Raw genomic sequence first — 16346 nt, 5'->3', positions numbered from 1 at the left:
CCGTGCAGGAACGTGCAGGAAACAGACGCGACGCAGGTTCCGCAGCCCTTTGTACGCCGGGCCTACTCATAGACACGCAGGAGCAAGTGGTGATCGAAGAGACCCTCCTCGAAGCCGAGGAGAAGATGGAGAAGGCCGTCCTGGTCGCCAAGGAGGACTTCGCCGCGATCCGTACCGGACGTGCGCACCCGGCCATGTTCAACAAGATCGTGGCCGATTACTACGGCGCCATCACGCCGATCAACCAGCTGGCGTCGTTCTCCGTGCCGGAGCCGCGCATGGCCGTGGTGACCCCGTTCGACAAGAGCGCGCTGCGCAACATCGAGCAGGCCATCCGCGACTCGGACCTCGGCGTCAACCCGAGCAACGACGGCAACATCATCCGGGTGGTGTTCCCCGAACTGACCGAGGAGCGCCGCCGCGAGTACATCAAGGTCGCCAAGACCAAGGGCGAGGACGCCAAGATCTCGATCCGCTCCGTGCGCCGCAAGGCCAAGGAGGCCATCGACAAGTTCATCAAGGACGGCGACGTCGGCGAGGACGAGGGCCGCCGTGCGGAGAAGGAGCTCGACGACACCACCGCGAAGTACGTCACGCAGGTGGACGAGCTGCTCAAGCACAAGGAAGCCGAGCTGCTCGAGGTCTGATGAACGACTCTTCCTGGGGGGCCCCGCCGAGAGGCGGTTACTGGGGTCCGCCCGACCAGGGATTCGACCCGGGGCTCGCTCCGGCCGCCCCGGCGGGTCCCGCCTACGACGGGCATGAGGCACAGCAGACTCGGCCCATGCCCATCGTGCCCGACGTTCCCACCGGTGGAGACAACGGTGGAGACCAGGACGGCCGCGACCGGGGGACCGCTCCGCAGAGCGGTCCCCCGTTCCGTGACCAGACGCCGCAGGAGCCGCAGGAGCCCATGCCCAGCCCGCCGCACTCGGGAGCGCCGCAGCCTCCGGACCAGCCGGCCGCGCAGCCCGCGTCGGCCCCGCAGAAGAAGCGGGCGGGCCGGGACCTGCGGGCCGCCATAGGGGTCGGCATCGGCCTCGGCGGGGTGATCGCCGCGTCCCTCTTCATCGTCAAGGCCGTGTTCGTCGGCGTGATAGCGGTCGCGGTCGTGGTCGGGCTGTGGGAGCTGACCTCCCGCCTGGAGGAGCGCAAGTCCATCAAGGCCCCGCTCGTGCCGCTCGCGGTCGGTGGCACGGCCATGATCGTGGCGGGGTACGTACGCGGCGCGGAGGGCGCCTGGGTCGCCATGGCGCTCACCGCGCTCGCGGTGCTCGTCTGGCGGATGACCGAACCGCCCGAGGGTTACCTCAAGGACGTCACGGCCGGCGTGTTCGCCGCGTTCTACGTGCCGTTCCTGGCGACGTTCGTGGCGCTGATGCTCACCGCCGACGACGGCCCGTGGCGGGTGCTCACCTTTCTCGTGCTCACCGTGGTCAGCGACACCGGCGCGTACGCGGTCGGCTGGCGCTTCGGCAAGCACAAGCTCGCGCCGCGCATCAGCCCCGGCAAGACGAGGGAGGGCCTGGGGGGCGCGGTGGCGTTCGCGATGGCGGCGGGCGCGCTGTGCATGGAGTTCGCCATCGACGACGGCACCTGGTGGCAGGGCCTCCTGCTGGGCCTCGCGGTCGCCGCCAGCGCCACGCTCGGCGACCTCGGCGAGTCGATGATCAAGCGCGACCTGGGCATCAAGGACATGGGCACCCTGCTCCCGGGTCACGGCGGCATCATGGACCGCTTGGACTCGCTGTTGCCGACGGCGCCGGTGGTGTGGCTGCTGCTCGTGGTCTTCGTCGGAACAGGCTGAGGCCCGATCCGGTTACCCTGGAAAGGCTCGTCGCGCCGTCGCGGTGAGCCCTTTCGGTCCCGCGTCCCGCGGGGATCATCCGGTGAGGTCTCCCGGCTCAGGTACCGCGGCCTCGTCTTTACTGAGGAGAACCAGGTCATGGCACGCCCCGCCCCGGGAGAACTGACATTCGTCGCGCCTCGCGGAGCCACGAAACCGCCACGGCACCTCGCCGACCTCACGCCCGCCGAGCGCAAGGAAGCCGTCGCCGCGATCGGTGAGAAGCCGTTCCGCGCCAAGCAGCTGTCCCAGCACTACTTCGCGCGGTACGCCCACGACCCGGCCCAGTGGACCGACATCCCCGCCGCGTCCCGCGACAAGCTGGCCGCCGAGCTGCTGCCCGACCTGATGAAGGTCGTACGGCACATCTCGTGCGACGACGACACCACCCGTAAGACCCTGTGGCGACTGCACGACGGAACGCTCGTCGAGTCCGTGCTGATGCGCTACCCGGACCGCGTGACGATGTGCATCTCGTCGCAGGCCGGCTGCGGCATGAACTGCCCGTTCTGCGCCACCGGACAGGCCGGGCTCGACCGGAACCTGTCGACCGCCGAGATCGTGCACCAGATCGTGGACGGCATGCGGGCGCTGAGGGACGGCGAGGTGCCGGGAGGTCCCGCGCGGCTTTCCAACATCGTCTTCATGGGCATGGGCGAGCCGCTCGCCAACTACAAGCGCGTCGTGGGGGCCATCAGGCGGCTGACCGACCCCGAGCCGGACGGGCTCGGGCTGTCGCAGCGCGGCATCACCGTCTCCACCGTGGGCCTCGTCCCCGCGATGCTCCGCTTCGCGGACGAGGGCTTCAAGTGCCGCCTCGCCGTCTCGCTGCACGCCCCCGACGACGAGCTGCGCGACACCCTCGTACCCGTCAATACGCGCTGGAAGGTCCGGGAGGTCCTGGACGCCGCCTGGGAGTACGCGGAGAAGTCCGGGCGCCGGGTCTCGATCGAGTACGCGCTGATCCGGGACATCAACGACCAGGCCTGGCGTGGCGACCTGCTCGGCAGGCTGCTGAAGGGCAAGCGGGTGCACGTCAACCTGATCCCGCTCAACCCCACCCCCGGCTCGAAGTGGACCGCTTCCCGCCCCGAGGACGAGAAGGCGTTCGTCGAGGCGATCGCCGCCCACGGTGTGCCGGTCACGGTGCGTGACACGCGCGGGCAGGAGATCGACGGTGCCTGTGGACAGCTCGCGGCGGCGGAGCGCTGACCTTGTAGTCTGGGCTCGAACACACCTGCATATTCCGACAGGGGAGCGCCACAGCGCTGAGAGTGCGGCAACCGTCAGGCCGCAGACCCTCTGAACCTCGCCCAGGTCATTCTGGGTAGGAAGTTCGGTCGTTACTCAAGCTGTTGCGCCCTGCCCGCCGTGCGAACGCGGCGGGCAGGGCCGCGTCTCTTCCTGGTCATACCCAGGAGGAATCTCAGTGAGCACCACCAAGAAGATCACGGTCGGCGCCCTCGCCGCCGCGCTGGGCGTCACGACGCTCACCGCCTGCGGCGGCGGAGCGGACAAGTCGTCCGAGGGCGGCGGTACGGAGTCGAAGACCGTGACCCTCGTCAGCCACGACTCCTTCAACGCCTCCCCGGCCGTCCTGAAGGAGTTCACCCGGCAGACCGGCTACACCGTCAAGGTCCTCAAGAGCGGCGACGCCGGTGAGGCCGTCAACAAGGCGATCCTCACCAAGGGCGCCCCCCAGGGCGACGTCTTCTTCGGCGTCGACAACACCCTCCTCTCCCGGGCGCTCGACAACGGGCTCTTCGAGCCGTACGAGGCCAAGGGCCTGGACCGGGTTCCTGACTCCGTGGAGCTCGACAAGGGCGAGCACCGCGTCACGCCCATCGACACCGGCGAGATCTGCGTCAACTACGACAAGAAGTTCTTCGCCGACAGGAAGCTGGCGCCGCCGCAGACCTTCGACGACCTCGCCAAGCCGGCGTACAAGAACCTCCTCGTCGTCGAGAACCCCGAGCGGTCCTCGCCCGGCCTCGGCTTCCTGCTCGGGACGGCCGCGAGGTACGGGGACGACGGCTGGCAGGACTACTGGAAGAAGCTGAAGGCCAACGGCGTCAAGGTGGTCGACAGCTGGGAGCTGGCCTACAACCAGGAGTTCTCCGGCTCCGCCGGCGGCAAGAAGGCCAAGGGCGACCGGCCGCTGGTCGTCTCGTACGCCTCCAGCCCGCCCGTCGAGGTGCTGTACGCCCAGCCGCAGCCGAAGGAGGCGCCGACCGGGGTCGCCACCGGGACGTGCTTCCAGCAGACCGAGTTCGCGGGCCTGCTGACCGGGGCGCGGAACAAGGACGGCGGCAAGGCCCTCATCGACTTCCTGATCAGCAAGAAGTTCCAGGAAGACATGCCGCTGCAGATGTTCGTGAACCCGGTCGCCGAGGACGCCGAGCTGCCGGAGCTGTTCACCAAGCACGGCGCGAAGGTCGACAAGCCGTACACCCTCGCCCCCGAGAAGATCGCCAAGAACCGTGATCAGTGGATCCAGTCGTGGTCCTCGCTCGTCCTGAGGTAACGTGCGGCGCGCTGCGGGTGGGGCTGATGGTCCTGCCCGTGGCGTTCTTCGCCGTCTTCTTCGCCTACCCCGTCGCCGCGATCGTCGGGCGCGGCCTGAAGAGCGACGGCATCTGGCAGTTCGGGCGCCTCGGCGAGGTGCTGAGCCGCCCGGACATCCTGGACGTGCTGTGGTTCACCACCTGGCAGGCGCTCGCCTCGACCGCGCTCACCCTGCTGATCGCGCTGCCCGGCGCGTATGTCTTCGCCCGCTTCGACTTCCCCGGCAAGCAGGTGCTGCGGGCCGTCGTCACCGTGCCGTTCGTGCTGCCGACCGTCGTCGTCGGCACGGCCTTCCTCGCGCTGGTCGGGCGGGGCGGGCTCACCGACGAGCTGTGGGGACTGCGCCTGGACACCACCGTGTGGGCGATCCTCCTGGCGCACGTCTTCTTCAACTACGCGGTCGTCATACGCACCGTGGGCGGCCTGTGGTCACAGCTCGACCCGCGCCAGGAGGAGGCGGCGCGGGTACTGGGAGCCTCGCGGTTCGAGGCGTGGCGGCGGGTGACGCTGCCCGCGCTCGCCCCCGCCGTGGCGGCGGCCGCGCTGATGGTGTTCCTCTTCACGTACACCTCCTTCGGTGTCGTCCAGATCCTCGGCGGCCCGGCGTACACGACGCTGGAGGCGGAGATCTACCGGCAGACCGCGCAGCTGCTCGACCTGCCGACGGCTGCCGTGCTGACGCTGGTGCAGTTCGTGGCCGTGGCCGCCATCCTCGCCGTCCACGCCCGGACGGTACGCAGGCGGGAGACCGCGCTGAAACTGGTCGACGCGGCGCAGACCGCCCGGCGGCCGCGCGGGGCCGGGCAGTGGGCGCTGCTCGGCGCCGTACTGCTCACGGTCGTCCTGCTGCTCCTGCTGCCGCTGGGTGTGCTGGTCGCCCGGTCCTTCGGCGGAGCGGACGGCCTGGCGTACTACCGGGCGCTCCAGGACGCGGGCGCGGGCGGCGGGACGTTCCTGGTGCCGCCGGTCGAGGCGATCGGGAACTCCCTTCAGTACGCGCTCGCCGCGACCGGGATCGCCCTGCTGATCGGCGGGCTCGCCGCCACCGCGCTCACCCGGCGCGCCGGGCGGCTCGTACGCGGCTTCGACGCGCTGCTGATGCTGCCGCTCGGCGTGTCCGCCGTGACCGTCGGCTTCGGTTTCCTGATCGCGCTGGATGAGCCGCCGCTCGACCTGCGCTCGTCGTGGATCCTGGTGCCGCTCGCCCAGGCCCTGGTCGGCGTCCCCTTCGTCATACGGACCATGCTGCCCGTCCTGCGGGCGGTGGACGCCCGGCTGCGCGAGGCGGCGGCGGTGCTCGGGGCGTCGCCGTGGCGGGTGTGGCGCGAGGTGGACCTGCCGCTGGTGCGGCGAGCGGTGCTGGTGGCGGCCGGGTTCGCGTTCGCCGTGTCGCTGGGCGAGTTCGGGGCGACGGTGTTCATCGCCCGGCCCGACAACCCCACCCTGCCGGTGGCCGTGGCGCGGCTCCTCGGACGGCCGGGCGAACTCAACTACGGCCAGGCCATGGCCCTTTCGACGATCCTCATGGCGGTGTGCGCGGTGGCGCTGCTGCTGCTCGAACGCATCCGCACCGACCGCTCCGGGGAGCTCTGACCATGCTGCGTCTTGACGGCGTGACCGTACGCTTCGGGGCCCGCGTGGCGGTGGACGCGGTGTCGCTGGACGTCGCCGACCACGAGATCGTGTGCGTGCTCGGGCCGAGCGGCAGCGGCAAGTCGACGCTGCTGCGGGCCGTCGCCGGGCTCCAGCCGGTGGATGCCGGGCGGGTGCTGCTGGACGGCGCCGACCAGGCGGGCGTGCCGGTGCACCGGCGCGGGCTCGGGCTGATGTTCCAGGACCACCAGCTGTTCCCGCAGCGGGACGTGGGCGGCAACGTCGCCTTCGGGTTGCGGATGCGGGGCGTGTCCCGGAAGGAGCAGGCCGCGCGGGTGGCGGAGTTGCTGGACCTCGTCGGGCTGCCGGGCGCCGAGCGGCGGGCGGTGGCCGCGCTGTCCGGCGGCGAGCAGCAGCGCGTGGCGCTCGCCCGGGCGCTGGCACCCAGCCCCCGGCTGCTGATGCTGGACGAGCCGCTCGGCCAGCTGGACCGGGGTTTGCGCGAGCGGCTCGTGGTCGAGCTGCGGCACCTGTTCGGGCGGCTCGGTACGACGGTGCTCGCCGTGACGCACGACCAGGGCGAGGCGTTCGCGCTCGCCGACCGGGTCGTGGTCATGCGCGACGGGCGCATCGCGCAGAGCGGTACGCCGCTGGAGGTGTGGCGGCGCCCCGCCTCCGAGTTCGTCGCCCGTTTCCTGGGCTTCGACAACGTGGTCGAGGCGACCGTCAGCGGGGAGGCCGCCGACACGGTGTGGGGCAAGGTCCCGGTGCCGGCGGGGTCCCCCCAGGGCGGGCGCCAGGTGCTGGTGCGGCCCGCCGGGGTCCGGCTCGGCGACCCGGCGGACGGGCTGCGGTGCACGGTCGAGGCGCGGACGTTCCGGGGCCACCACGTGGCGGTACGGCTCCGCCCCGACGCGGGCCCACCCCTGGAGGCCGAGTGCGCACTGCGCGACGCACCCGACGAGGGCGCGGTGGTCGGCGTGACCTTCACCTCGGACGAGGTCGTGGTGCTGAGCTGAGCGGGCCGGGGCCTATGGGTCGGCCGGGGCCGGGCGGAGCGGGTCGGGCCCCGCGGGTGCGCCGGGGCCGCCGGGGCGGGCCGAGCCGGTCGGTGCGGGGCCTACGGGCCGGTCTGGTCCGCCGGGGACGGGCGTACCGAGGGGGACAGGTCCAGGACCGCGCAGGCGCCGCCGTCCTCCGGGTTCGTGAACGTCAGACGGGCGCCCAGTACCCGTGCCTGGCCGGCCGCGATCGTCAGGCCGAGCCCCAGGCCCGTACCGACCGCGCTGGTGTGGAAGCGCTGCGGCCCGTGCGCCAGTAGGTGCGCGGGGAAGCCGTCCCCCTCGTCGCGGACGCGCACGACACCGCCCTCGACCTCGACGACCACCGGCGGGGCGCCGTGCCGCAGGGCGTTGCTGACCAGGTTGGTCAGGACCCGCTCGACGCGCCGCGCGTCGGTCTCCACGAACGCGTCGGCAACGAGGTCAAGGCGTACCCCGGAGTCCTCCACCGCGCGTACCGCCCGGCGGGCGAGCGTGCCCAGCTCCACCAGCCGGACGTCGGCCTCCTCACCGCCGTTGTCGAGGCGGGCCACCTCCAGGACGTCCTCCATCAGGTCCCGCATCCGCGCGGCCCGTTCCTTGACCATCGACTCCGCCTTGCCGTCCGGCAGGAGCCCGGCCGCGGCGACCAGCCCGGCGACGGGCGTGCGCAGCTCGTGCGCGATGTTCGCCGTCACCTCGCGCTCCGCGCGCAGCCGCCCCGCCAGCGCGTCCGCCATGGTGTTCACGGCCCGGGTGAGGGTCGCGATCTCGTCGCGCCCCGCCTGGGGGAGCCGGGCGTCGAGGTCGCCGCCCGTGATCTGCTCCGCCCGCCGGGCGGACAGGCGCAGCCGGCGGCCGAGCCGGGTGGCGAGCAGCAGCCCGATGAGCGTGGCCACCGCCGTACCCACCAGGCCCGCCCGGAGCATGCCCGTCTGAAGCTCGTCCGACAGCGGGTCCTCGAACTGCTTGAGCGCCAGAACACGGCCGCCCGCGTACGTGGCGGCCCAGATCTGCCGGCGTTCACCGTTCACCTGCACATAGGTGGCGCGCCGCCCCTGAAGAACCGTGTGCCGCAGCTCATCGGGCACATTGGGGGGATCGACCCTGAGCCCGAAGCGCGCCTGCCCGTCCTCCACGTAGATCCGCTCCGCGGCCAGCAGCCGTTCCATGGCCTGGTCGCGGCTCCGGTCCTCCAGCAGCCGCGGTACCTGCACACCCGTCACCAGCGCGGCGAGCGCCGCGGTCGCGGCGATCGTGGCGCCTATCTTGAGCCGTAGCCCCATGTCTCATCTCCCTGCCGGGAGTGTACGAGGGGGCCATTCAGCCGATGCGGGCGAGTTCGCGCGGCTCTTCGCGCTCCGGGTCCGGCTCCCCCTCCGGCGCGCCGAACCACGCCACCGCGACCGCGCCCGCCACCGCCAGCACGAACCCCACCACCGCCAGCCACGCGAACCCCGGCCGCGACGCGTCCCCCAGCCACAGCACGCCGATCATGCCGGGCAGCACGGTCTCGCCGACCACCAGCGCCGCCGTCGCCCCGTTCACGGAGCCGATCTGCAGCGCGACCGTGTGCAGGTACATCCCGCCGACGCCGGCGACGAGGATCGCGTACAGAGCCGGATCCCCGAGCAGCGCGCCCGGGTCGAACGGGTCGATGCCGTTCAGTACGCGGACACCGACGCCCAGCGCTCCGAAACCGAGGCCCGACAGCAGGCCGGCCAGGATCGCCGCCCTCGCCCCCAGCAGCCGCACCACGACCGTGCCACCCACCATCAGCAGCAGCGACACGGCCAGCAGCCACCAGTGCGTGGCGATCGGCGTGTGCCCGCTGCCCTCCGGGCCCGCCGCCGTGGCCAGCAGCACCAGCGCCGAGCAGACGACGCCGATCGACGTCCACTCGGCGCGGGTCAGCCGGATGCCGAGGAGCTTGACACTCAGTACGGCGGTGACCACCAGGTTCGCGCTGATCACCGTCTGGGACAGGAACAGCGGCAGCATCCGCGCGGCCAGCGCGCCGAGCCCGAAGCCGACGAAGTCGAGGACCGTACCGACGATGAACTCCCAGGTCATCGCCGCCTTCGCAGTGGAGGACAGCGACGGCCCGCCGTGCTGGGTGGTGAGCCCGGCGGCCGCCTCGCGCCGGGCCGACTTGCGGGAGCCGACGGCCTGCAGGACCGAGCCCGTTCCGTAGCAGATCGAGGCCGCGACGGCCGTCAGCAGTCCTATGAGCACGTCCGGCTCCGTTCGGTGGGGTGCTGTTTACACCTGCCAGACGTGACTTCGGGCCCGGACGTTGCCTCTCAGCCGTGGGTACGCGGACCCGCCTACTGGGCGGCCAGCCGTCGCAGCGCCTCGGGGGCCTCCTCCACGCTGTCGACCAGGGCGATGCGCGGCTCCATGGAGCGGCGTGCGGCGAGGGCCTGGAGGAGGGGCCAGGCGGGCAGGTGTTCCGTCCAGTGGGTGCGGTTCACCAGCACCATCGGGGTGGGTTCGCCGCGCGATTCGTAGTAGTTGGGGGTCGCGTTGTCGAAGATCTCCTGGACGGTGCCGGCCGCGCCCGGCAGGAAGATCACGCCCGCGTTGCAGCGGGCCAGCAGGCCGTCCTCGCGGGTGGCGTTGGCGAAGTACTTGGCTATGTGCGCCGCGAACGCGTTCGGCGGCTCGTGCCCGTAGAACCAGGTCGGGATGCCCACCGAGTCGCCGCCCCGCGGCCAGCGGGAGCGCACCTCGAAGGCCGCCCGCGCCCAGTCGCCCACCGAGGGGACGAACGAGGGCTCCTTGCCGAGCAGCCGCAGCGCGTCGTCCAGCATCGCGTCGTCGTGCGGTGCGGCGTACGCGCCCAGGTTGGCCGCCTCCATGGCGCCGGGCCCGCCGCCCGTCGCCACGGTCAGCCCGGCGCGGGCGAGGCTCCGGCCGAGGCGGGCGGCACCGGCGTACGCGTCCGTGCCGCGTGCCATGGCGTGCCCGCCCATCACGCCCACCACGCGCGCCCGGTGGAGGTGCTCGTCCAGCGCGTCCGAGACGGCGTCGTCGTGCACGGCCCGCAGCATCGACGCGAAGACGTCACCGTCCGCCTTGGTCCGCTGGAACCAGGCGTAGGTGAGCGCGTCCGGAGTCCGCTCGTACCCCTGCTCGGCGAGGCCCGCGAACAGCTCGTCGGGGCAGTAGAGCCGCCCCCGGTACGGGTCGAACGGCAGATCCGGTACGGGCGGGAAGACGAGCGCCCCATCGGCCCGCACCTTGGCGGCCGCGTCGGGCCGCATCGGGCAGCCGAGGAAGACGGCGCCCGTCGTCGGCACGGAGACCAGCGCCGGCGTACGGCCGGTCAGGTCGACGGACTGGACGCGATGGCCGACCAGACTGCCGCGCGCGACGGCCGCGTCGAACTCCTGGAGCGTCTCGATCTCGCGGTCGTGGCCGTGCCGGGGGGAGTGCGCCATGCGGCCACGATATCCACCACGTCCCGCCCCGGCCGCCGCCCCCGGGGTGCCGGGCACAGGCGGTGCCCGGGACGGCGGTCACGGGTGCCGCCCGTGGTGCCGCCTCGTGGCGGCACCCCGTCGCGGGACCTCGTGGCGGGACCCTGTGGCGGCGCCCCATGGCGGCGCCCATGGCGGAAACGTTCCGCCCAATCCCTGTCCGCAGGCCGCGCGTCAGCGCCGCAGCGGCAGGGCCGCCAGCTCAGCCACCGCCCACGTCAGGGGCACGAACATGGCCAGCAGCGACAGGGCTCGCAGCGCCACGGCCATCCGCAGCAGCCCGGCCGAGGCGCCCAGCCGCAGCAGGGCGTCCTTCGTGGTGACGCGGGTCTGCCGCGACTCCAGCGCCGAGGTCAGCAGCGTCGCGGCGGCGCACGCCATGACCAGCGCCGCCCCGAGCCCGGTCAGCGGACCGAGGGGACGGGCGCCCCCCTGCTCGTACAGCCTCGTCGCCGCGATCGTCGCCGACGCCACCGCGCACGCCACGCCCAGCGGCCGGCCGATGCGCCGCGCCTCGTCCATCAGCGCGCGCCCCGCCAGCAGCCGCACCACACCGGGCCGGAACGTCTGGAGCAGCCGCCCGCACAGGTGCGTGAGCCCCGGCCCGGCGACGGCGAGGCCGAGCGCGGTGAGCGCCCAGCCCACCAGGACGCCCGCCGGGGTGCCGCCGAGGCCGCCCGGCAGCGTCAGGGCCGCCGCGCCGGTCGCGCCCGTGGGGCGTGCGCTCGTGTACGTCTCGACGGCCAGGCCCAGCGCCAGCAGCGCCACGCCCCACGGCAGCCCGGTCGGGGCGGTGGCCGCGGCGGGCTCGGCGGCGTCCGGGTCGTCGTCCAGGACCGGCTTGCGGCGCGGCCGCAGCGCCAGGGCGGCCGCCCCGGACGCGACGGCCGGCGTGATGGCGAGCAGGGTGAGCGCGCCGGCCAGCGGCAGCGGCCGGCCCGCCGCCAGCAGCTCGGCGGCCGCCCCGTCGAACGGCAGGCCCGTGAGGTCGCCGCGCAGGTGCAGGAAGACCAGCAGGGCGACCATCGAGCCGAGTGTGCACGACACGGCGGTCGACGCTGCCGCGATCGCGGCCAGCCGGGCCGGGCCCAGGCCGATCGCCGACAGGCCGGGGCGCGGCCGCGTGGCCGGATCGGTACGGGCGACGGCGACCGCGAAGTGCACGGTCGCCGCGAGCGGCAGCGCGCACCACGCCAGGCGCAGCAGGGACGTCCGTGACTCGCCGGGGTGCCCGATGGCGTACCCCAGGGTGCACAGCAGCAGGAAGCCGACCCCGGCCGACGCGGCCGCGACGAGCAGCCGGCGCAGCAGCACCAGGGGGTGGGCGCCGCGGGCTAGACGGAGAGCGAGCACGCGTCGCGGCCCTCCGCTCCATCGAGGTGTACGGAGTTGACGCGCCGCCCGTCGAGCAGCTGCACCGTGCGGTCGGCGAGTGCCGCCACGTCCGGGTCGTGCGTGGCGATCAGGACGGTGATGCGGTGCGAGCGGGCGGCCGCGGTGAGGGTCCGCAGCACCTGGGTGCCCTCGGCGCGGTGCAGCGTCGCGGTGGGCTCGTCGGCGAACAGCAGCGAGGGCATGGTCACCAGGGAGCGGGCGATGGCGATGCGCTGGCGCTGGGCCTGGAGGAGGTCGCGGGGCCGCTTGCGCGCGCAGTCGCCGATGTCGAGCCGCTCCAGCCAGTCCAGGGCCGCCGACTTGGCGGCGCGGCGGGAGGAGCCGCGCAGCAGCAGGGGCAGCGCGGTGTTCTCCCAGGCGGTCAGCTCGGGGACGAGGTCGGGGCGCGGGCCGATCCAGCCGAACCGGTCCCGGCGCAGCCGTTCGCGCTGGAGCGGGGTCATGGTGTGGATGGGGGCGCTGTTGTACCAGACCTCGCCCTCGCGGGGGACGAGCTGGCCGGACAGGCAGCGCAGCAGTGTCGTTTTGCCGCAGCCGCGCGGCCCGCTCACGGCGAGGATCTCTCCCTCGCGTACCCCGAGGGAGACACCGCTGAGCGCGGGGGAGCCGTTGTGGGAGTGGTGCAGGGCGCGAGCCCAGAGCACGTCGTTGTCCGGCGGGGCCACCATGGCGTACACCTCGGTATCGGTTCTGATGTGTCGTCCCCCCGTACCTTCCCCGTACGTTCCCCGTACGTTGTCCCCCGGATGGGCGAACGAAGGCGGGGCCGATCGGTCACTCGAACCGTAGGGATTGGGAAGCGGGGTGTCCGGACAGCACACGGCCCGGGCCCGCCCATCTCACTCGGATGGGGCAGGACCCGGGCCGCGTTCAGCCTACGATCGGACGATCACGCCGAGGTTACAGCTTCGTCCAGGCCTCGGTGAGGGTGGCCCGGAGGATCTGCTCGATCTCGTCGAACGTGGACTGGTCGGACACCAGCGGCGGCGCCAGCTGGACGACCGGGTCGCCGCGGTCGTCGGCGCGGCAGTACAGGCCGTTGTCGAACAGCGCCTTGGAGAGGAAGCCGTACAGGACGCGCTCGGTCTCGTCGTCGTTGAACGACTCCTTGGTCGCCTTGTCCTTGACGAGCTCGATGCCGTAGAAGTACCCGTTGCCGCGCACGTCGCCGACGATCGGCAGGTCGAGCAGCTTCTCCAGCGTGGCGCGGAAGTTGCCCTCGTTGTCCAGCACGTGCTGGTTGAGGTTCTCGCGCTCGAAGATGTCGAGGTTGGCCAGGCCCACGGCCGCGGAGACCGGGTGGCCGCCGAAGGTGTAGCCGTGCAGGAAGGTGTTGTCACCCTTGTAGAACGGCTCCGCCAGGCGGTCGGAGATGATGCACGCGCCGATCGGGGAGTAGCCCGAGGTCATGCCCTTGGCGCAGGTGATCATGTCCGGTACGTAGTCGAACTTGTCACACGCGAACATGGTGCCGAGGCGGCCGAAGGCGCAGATGACCTCGTCGGAGACGAGCAGCACGTCGTACTGGTCGCAGATCTCGCGCACGCGCTGGAAGTACCCGGGCGGCGGCGGGAAGCAGCCACCGGCGTTCTGCACGGGCTCCAGGAAGACCGCGGCGACGGTCTCCGGGCCCTCCATGAGGATCTGCTGCTCGATCTGGTCGGCGCACCAGCGGCCGTAGGCCTCCGGGTCGTCGCCGAAGAGCGGGGCGCGGTAGATGTTGGTGTTCGGCACCTTGTGCGCGCCCGGGACCAGCGGCTCGAACGGGGCCTTCAGGCCCGGCAGGCCGGTGATGGACAGCGCGCCCTGCGGGGTGCCGTGGTAGGCGACCGCGCGCGAGATGACCTTGTACTTGGTGGGCTTGCCGACCAGCTTGAAGTACTGCTTGGCCAGCTTCCAGGCGGTCTCGACCGCCTCGCCGCCACCGGTGGTGAAGAAGACCTTGTTCAGGTCGCCCGGCGCGTGGTGGGCCAGGCGCTCGGCCAGCTCGACGGCCTTCGGGTGGGCGTAGGACCACACCGGGAAGAAGGCGAGCTCCTGGGCCTGCTTGTAGGCGGTCTCGGCGAGTTCGGTACGGCCGTGGCCCGCCTGGACCACGAACAGGCCGGCGAGGCCGTCGAGGTAGCGCTTGCCCTTGTCGTCGTAGATGTAGGTGCCCTCGCCGCGGACGATGGTCGGGACGGGGCTGTTCTCGTACGACGACATGCGGGTGAAGTGCATCCACAGGTGGTCGTAGGCGGTCTTGGAGAGGTCCTTGCTCACGGCTATCGGGTTCCCCACATATAGGTCTGCTTCTTGAGCTTGAGGTAGACGAAGCTCTCGGTGGAGCGCACGCCGGGGAGAGTGCGGATGCGCTTGTTGATCACATCCAGGAGGTGGTCGTCGTCCTCGCAGACGATCTCCACCATCAGGTCGAAGGAGCCCGCGGTCATCACCACGTACTCGCACTCGGCCATGGCCGTCACAGCGTCCGCCACCTGCTCCACGTCGCCCTCGACGTTGATGCCGACCATCGCCTGCCGCCGGAATCCCACGGTGAGCGGGTCGGTGACGGCGACAATCTGCATGACGCCCTGATCGAGGAGCTTCTGGACGCGCTGGCGCACGGCCGCCTCCGACAGGCCCACGGCCTTGCCGATCGCGGCGTACGGACGGCGTCCGTCCTCCTGGAGCTGTTCGATGATCGCCAGGGAGACGGCATCGATCGTCGGGGACGATCCGTTCCCTGGTCTGGACTCTGCGCTTCGACTGGCCACGTCTTCACTGTGCACCGAGTCTCGTCAGTCGCGCAACCCCAGATCGAGGAAATCCGTTGTTACGGAGATCGAATCCCACTGAATCCGAAGTTGTGGAGCGTCGGGCCTGTCGGAATCGTCGCCTCAGCGATTAGGGTTGGGGTGTCTCACCGACTGGGACACCGAGACACACCGAGATCGACAGGAGGGGTGGCAAGTGACCACCGAGCTGCGTCGTCTGCGCAACTACATCAACGGGGAGTTCCGGGACGCCGCCGACGGACGGACCATCGACGTGGTCAACCCGGCCACCGGCGAGGTGTACGCCACTTCTCCGCTCTCCGGGCAGGCGGACGTCGACGCCGCCATGGAGGCCGCCGCGGCCGCCTTCCCGGCCTGGCGCGACACGACGCCGGCCGAGCGCCAGAAGGTCCTGCTGAAGATCGCCGACGCCTTCGAGGAGCGCGCCGAGGACCTCATCGCCGCCGAGTGCGAGAACACCGGCAAGCCGATCGAGCTCACCCGCAGCGAAGAGATCCCGCCCATGGTGGACCAGATCCGGTTCTTCGCGGGCGCCGCCCGGCTGCTGGAGGGCAAGTCCGCCGGCGAGTACATGGAGGGGATGACCTCGATCGTCCGCCGTGAGCCGGTCGGTGTCTGCGCCCAGGTCGCGCCGTGGAACTACCCGATGATGATGGCCGTGTGGAAGTTCGCCCCGGCCCTCGCCGCGGGCAACACCGTCGTCCTCAAGCCCTCGGACACCACCCCCGCCTCCACCGTGCTGATCGCTGAGATCATCGGCTCGATCGTGCCCAAGGGCGTCTTCAACGTCCTGTGCGGCGACCGCGAGACCGGCCGCGCCATGGTCGAGCACCCGGTCCCCGCGATGGCCTCCATCACCGGCTCCGTACGCGCCGGCATGCAGGTCGCCGAGTCCGCCGCCAAGGACGTCAAGCGCGTCCACCTGGAGCTGGGCGGCAAGGCGCCGGTCGTCGTCTTCGAGGACACCGACATCGCCAAGGCCGTCGAGGACATCTCGGTCGCGGGCTTCTTCAACGCCGGCCAGGACTGCACCGCCGCAACCCGCGTCCTCGTCCACGAGTCGATCCACGACGAGTTCGTCAGCGCCCTCGCCAAGGCCGCAGCCGATACCAAGACCGGCCGGCCGGACGACGCGGACGTGCTGTACGGCCCGCTCAACAACGCCAACCAGCTGAAGCAGGTCAGCGGCTTCATCGACCGCCTCCCCGCCCACGCCAAGGTCGAGGCGGGCGGCCACCGGGTCGGCGAGAAGGGCTACTTCTACGCCCCGACCGTCGTCTCCGGCCTCAAGCAGGACGACGAGATCGTCCAGAACGAGGTCTTCGGCCCGGTCATCACCGTCCAGTCCTTCACGGACGAGGACCAGGCCGTCGCGTACGCCAACGGAGTCGAGTACGCGCTGGCCTCCTCCGTCTGGACCAAGGACCACGCCCGCGCGATGCGCATGTCCAAGAAGCTGGACTTCGGCTGCGTCTGGATCAACACCCACATCCCGCTGGTCGCGGAGATGCCGCACGGCGGCTTCAAGAAGTCCGGTTACGGCAAGGACCTCTCGGCGTACGGCTTCGAGGACTACACGCGCATCAAGCACGTGATGACCTCGCTGGGCTGATCACCGTCGCACCACCCACGGGCGGGCCGGGTTTTC

General features: G+C 71.7%; 13 protein-coding genes and 1 pseudogene. 7 read left to right on the top strand and 7 right to left on the bottom strand.

The window, feature by feature from the left end; all coding sequences use genetic code 11:
- Positions 1-89: 89 nt before the first annotated feature.
- The 6 genes from frr to QWM81_RS09165 all read left to right on the top strand — a co-directional run bounded on the left by frr (position 90) and on the right by QWM81_RS09165 (position 7023).
- Complete coding sequence (gene frr / locus QWM81_RS09190) at positions 90-647, top strand: ribosome recycling factor (protein WP_290111258.1); 558 nt, start codon at positions 90-92, stop codon at positions 645-647.
- A complete protein-coding gene (locus QWM81_RS09185) occupies positions 647-1807 on the top strand; it encodes a phosphatidate cytidylyltransferase (RefSeq protein WP_290111257.1) in 1161 nt (386 codons plus the stop codon). The genes frr and QWM81_RS09185 overlap by 1 nt, the downstream gene beginning before the upstream one ends.
- A 138-nt stretch (positions 1808-1945) precedes the next feature.
- Positions 1946-3058: a dual-specificity RNA methyltransferase RlmN gene (gene rlmN, locus QWM81_RS09180; protein ID WP_290111256.1), complete on the top strand. Its 1113-nt coding sequence runs from the start codon at positions 1946-1948 to the stop codon at positions 3056-3058.
- A gap of 217 nt (positions 3059-3275) precedes the next feature.
- A complete protein-coding gene (locus QWM81_RS09175) occupies positions 3276-4370 on the top strand; it encodes a thiamine ABC transporter substrate-binding protein (RefSeq protein ID WP_290111255.1) in 1095 nt (364 codons plus the stop codon).
- 26 nt (positions 4371-4396) lie between these two features.
- The gene (locus QWM81_RS09170) at positions 4397-6004 is read left to right on the top strand and encodes an ABC transporter permease (RefSeq protein WP_290111253.1); all 1608 of its coding nucleotides are present in this window, start codon (positions 4397-4399) and stop codon (positions 6002-6004) included.
- Positions 6005-6006: 2 nt separating this feature from the next.
- Positions 6007-7023 (top strand): ABC transporter ATP-binding protein, encoded by a 1017-nt coding sequence (locus tag QWM81_RS09165; RefSeq protein ID WP_290111252.1) that lies wholly within the window; start codon positions 6007-6009, stop codon positions 7021-7023.
- Positions 7024-7124: 101 nt separating this feature from the next.
- Here the strand turns inward: QWM81_RS09165 and QWM81_RS09160 are convergent, their stop codons facing one another.
- From QWM81_RS09160 to QWM81_RS09130, 7 genes and pseudogenes are all read right to left on the bottom strand, one after another.
- Positions 7125-8330, bottom strand: coding sequence for a sensor histidine kinase (locus tag QWM81_RS09160; protein WP_290111251.1), 1206 nt, complete (start codon positions 8328-8330; stop codon positions 7125-7127).
- 37 nt (positions 8331-8367) lie between these two features.
- Positions 8368-9279, bottom strand: a complete 912-nt coding sequence (locus QWM81_RS09155; protein ID WP_290111250.1) for a DMT family protein — start codon at positions 9277-9279, stop codon at positions 8368-8370.
- A gap of 92 nt (positions 9280-9371) precedes the next feature.
- Entirely contained in the window at positions 9372-10487 is a 1116-nt protein-coding gene (locus QWM81_RS09150; protein WP_290111249.1) for an LOG family protein, read from the bottom strand.
- 213 nt (positions 10488-10700) lie between these two features.
- Positions 10701-11879: a hypothetical protein gene (locus QWM81_RS09145; RefSeq protein ID WP_290111248.1), complete on the bottom strand. Its 1179-nt coding sequence runs from the start codon at positions 11877-11879 to the stop codon at positions 10701-10703.
- Positions 11861-12505 (bottom strand): annotated as a pseudogene (locus QWM81_RS09140) (ABC transporter ATP-binding protein); the annotation flags it as partial. The pseudogene QWM81_RS09140 and the gene QWM81_RS09145, both read right to left, overlap by 19 nt.
- A 316-nt stretch (positions 12506-12821) precedes the next feature.
- Complete coding sequence (locus QWM81_RS09135) at positions 12822-14201, bottom strand: aspartate aminotransferase family protein (protein WP_290111246.1); 1380 nt, start codon at positions 14199-14201, stop codon at positions 12822-12824.
- A complete protein-coding gene (locus QWM81_RS09130) occupies positions 14186-14692 on the bottom strand; it encodes an Lrp/AsnC family transcriptional regulator (protein WP_290111245.1) in 507 nt (168 codons plus the stop codon). Before QWM81_RS09130 ends, QWM81_RS09135 begins: the two co-directional genes overlap by 16 nt.
- A 181-nt stretch (positions 14693-14873) precedes the next feature.
- Here QWM81_RS09130 and QWM81_RS09125 point away from each other — a divergent pair, with 181 nt between their 5' ends.
- Entirely contained in the window at positions 14874-16310 is a 1437-nt protein-coding gene (locus QWM81_RS09125; RefSeq protein ID WP_290111244.1) for a gamma-aminobutyraldehyde dehydrogenase, read from the top strand.
- The last annotated feature ends 36 nt before the right edge of the window (positions 16311-16346 follow it).

Source organism: Streptomyces ficellus, assembly GCF_030406405.1.
GTDB classification, from domain to species: Bacteria; Actinomycetota; Actinomycetes; order Streptomycetales; family Streptomycetaceae; genus Streptomyces; species Streptomyces ficellus_B.
Note: the sequence above shows the minus strand (reverse complement) of the source record. Positions and strands in the feature narration are given on the sequence as shown.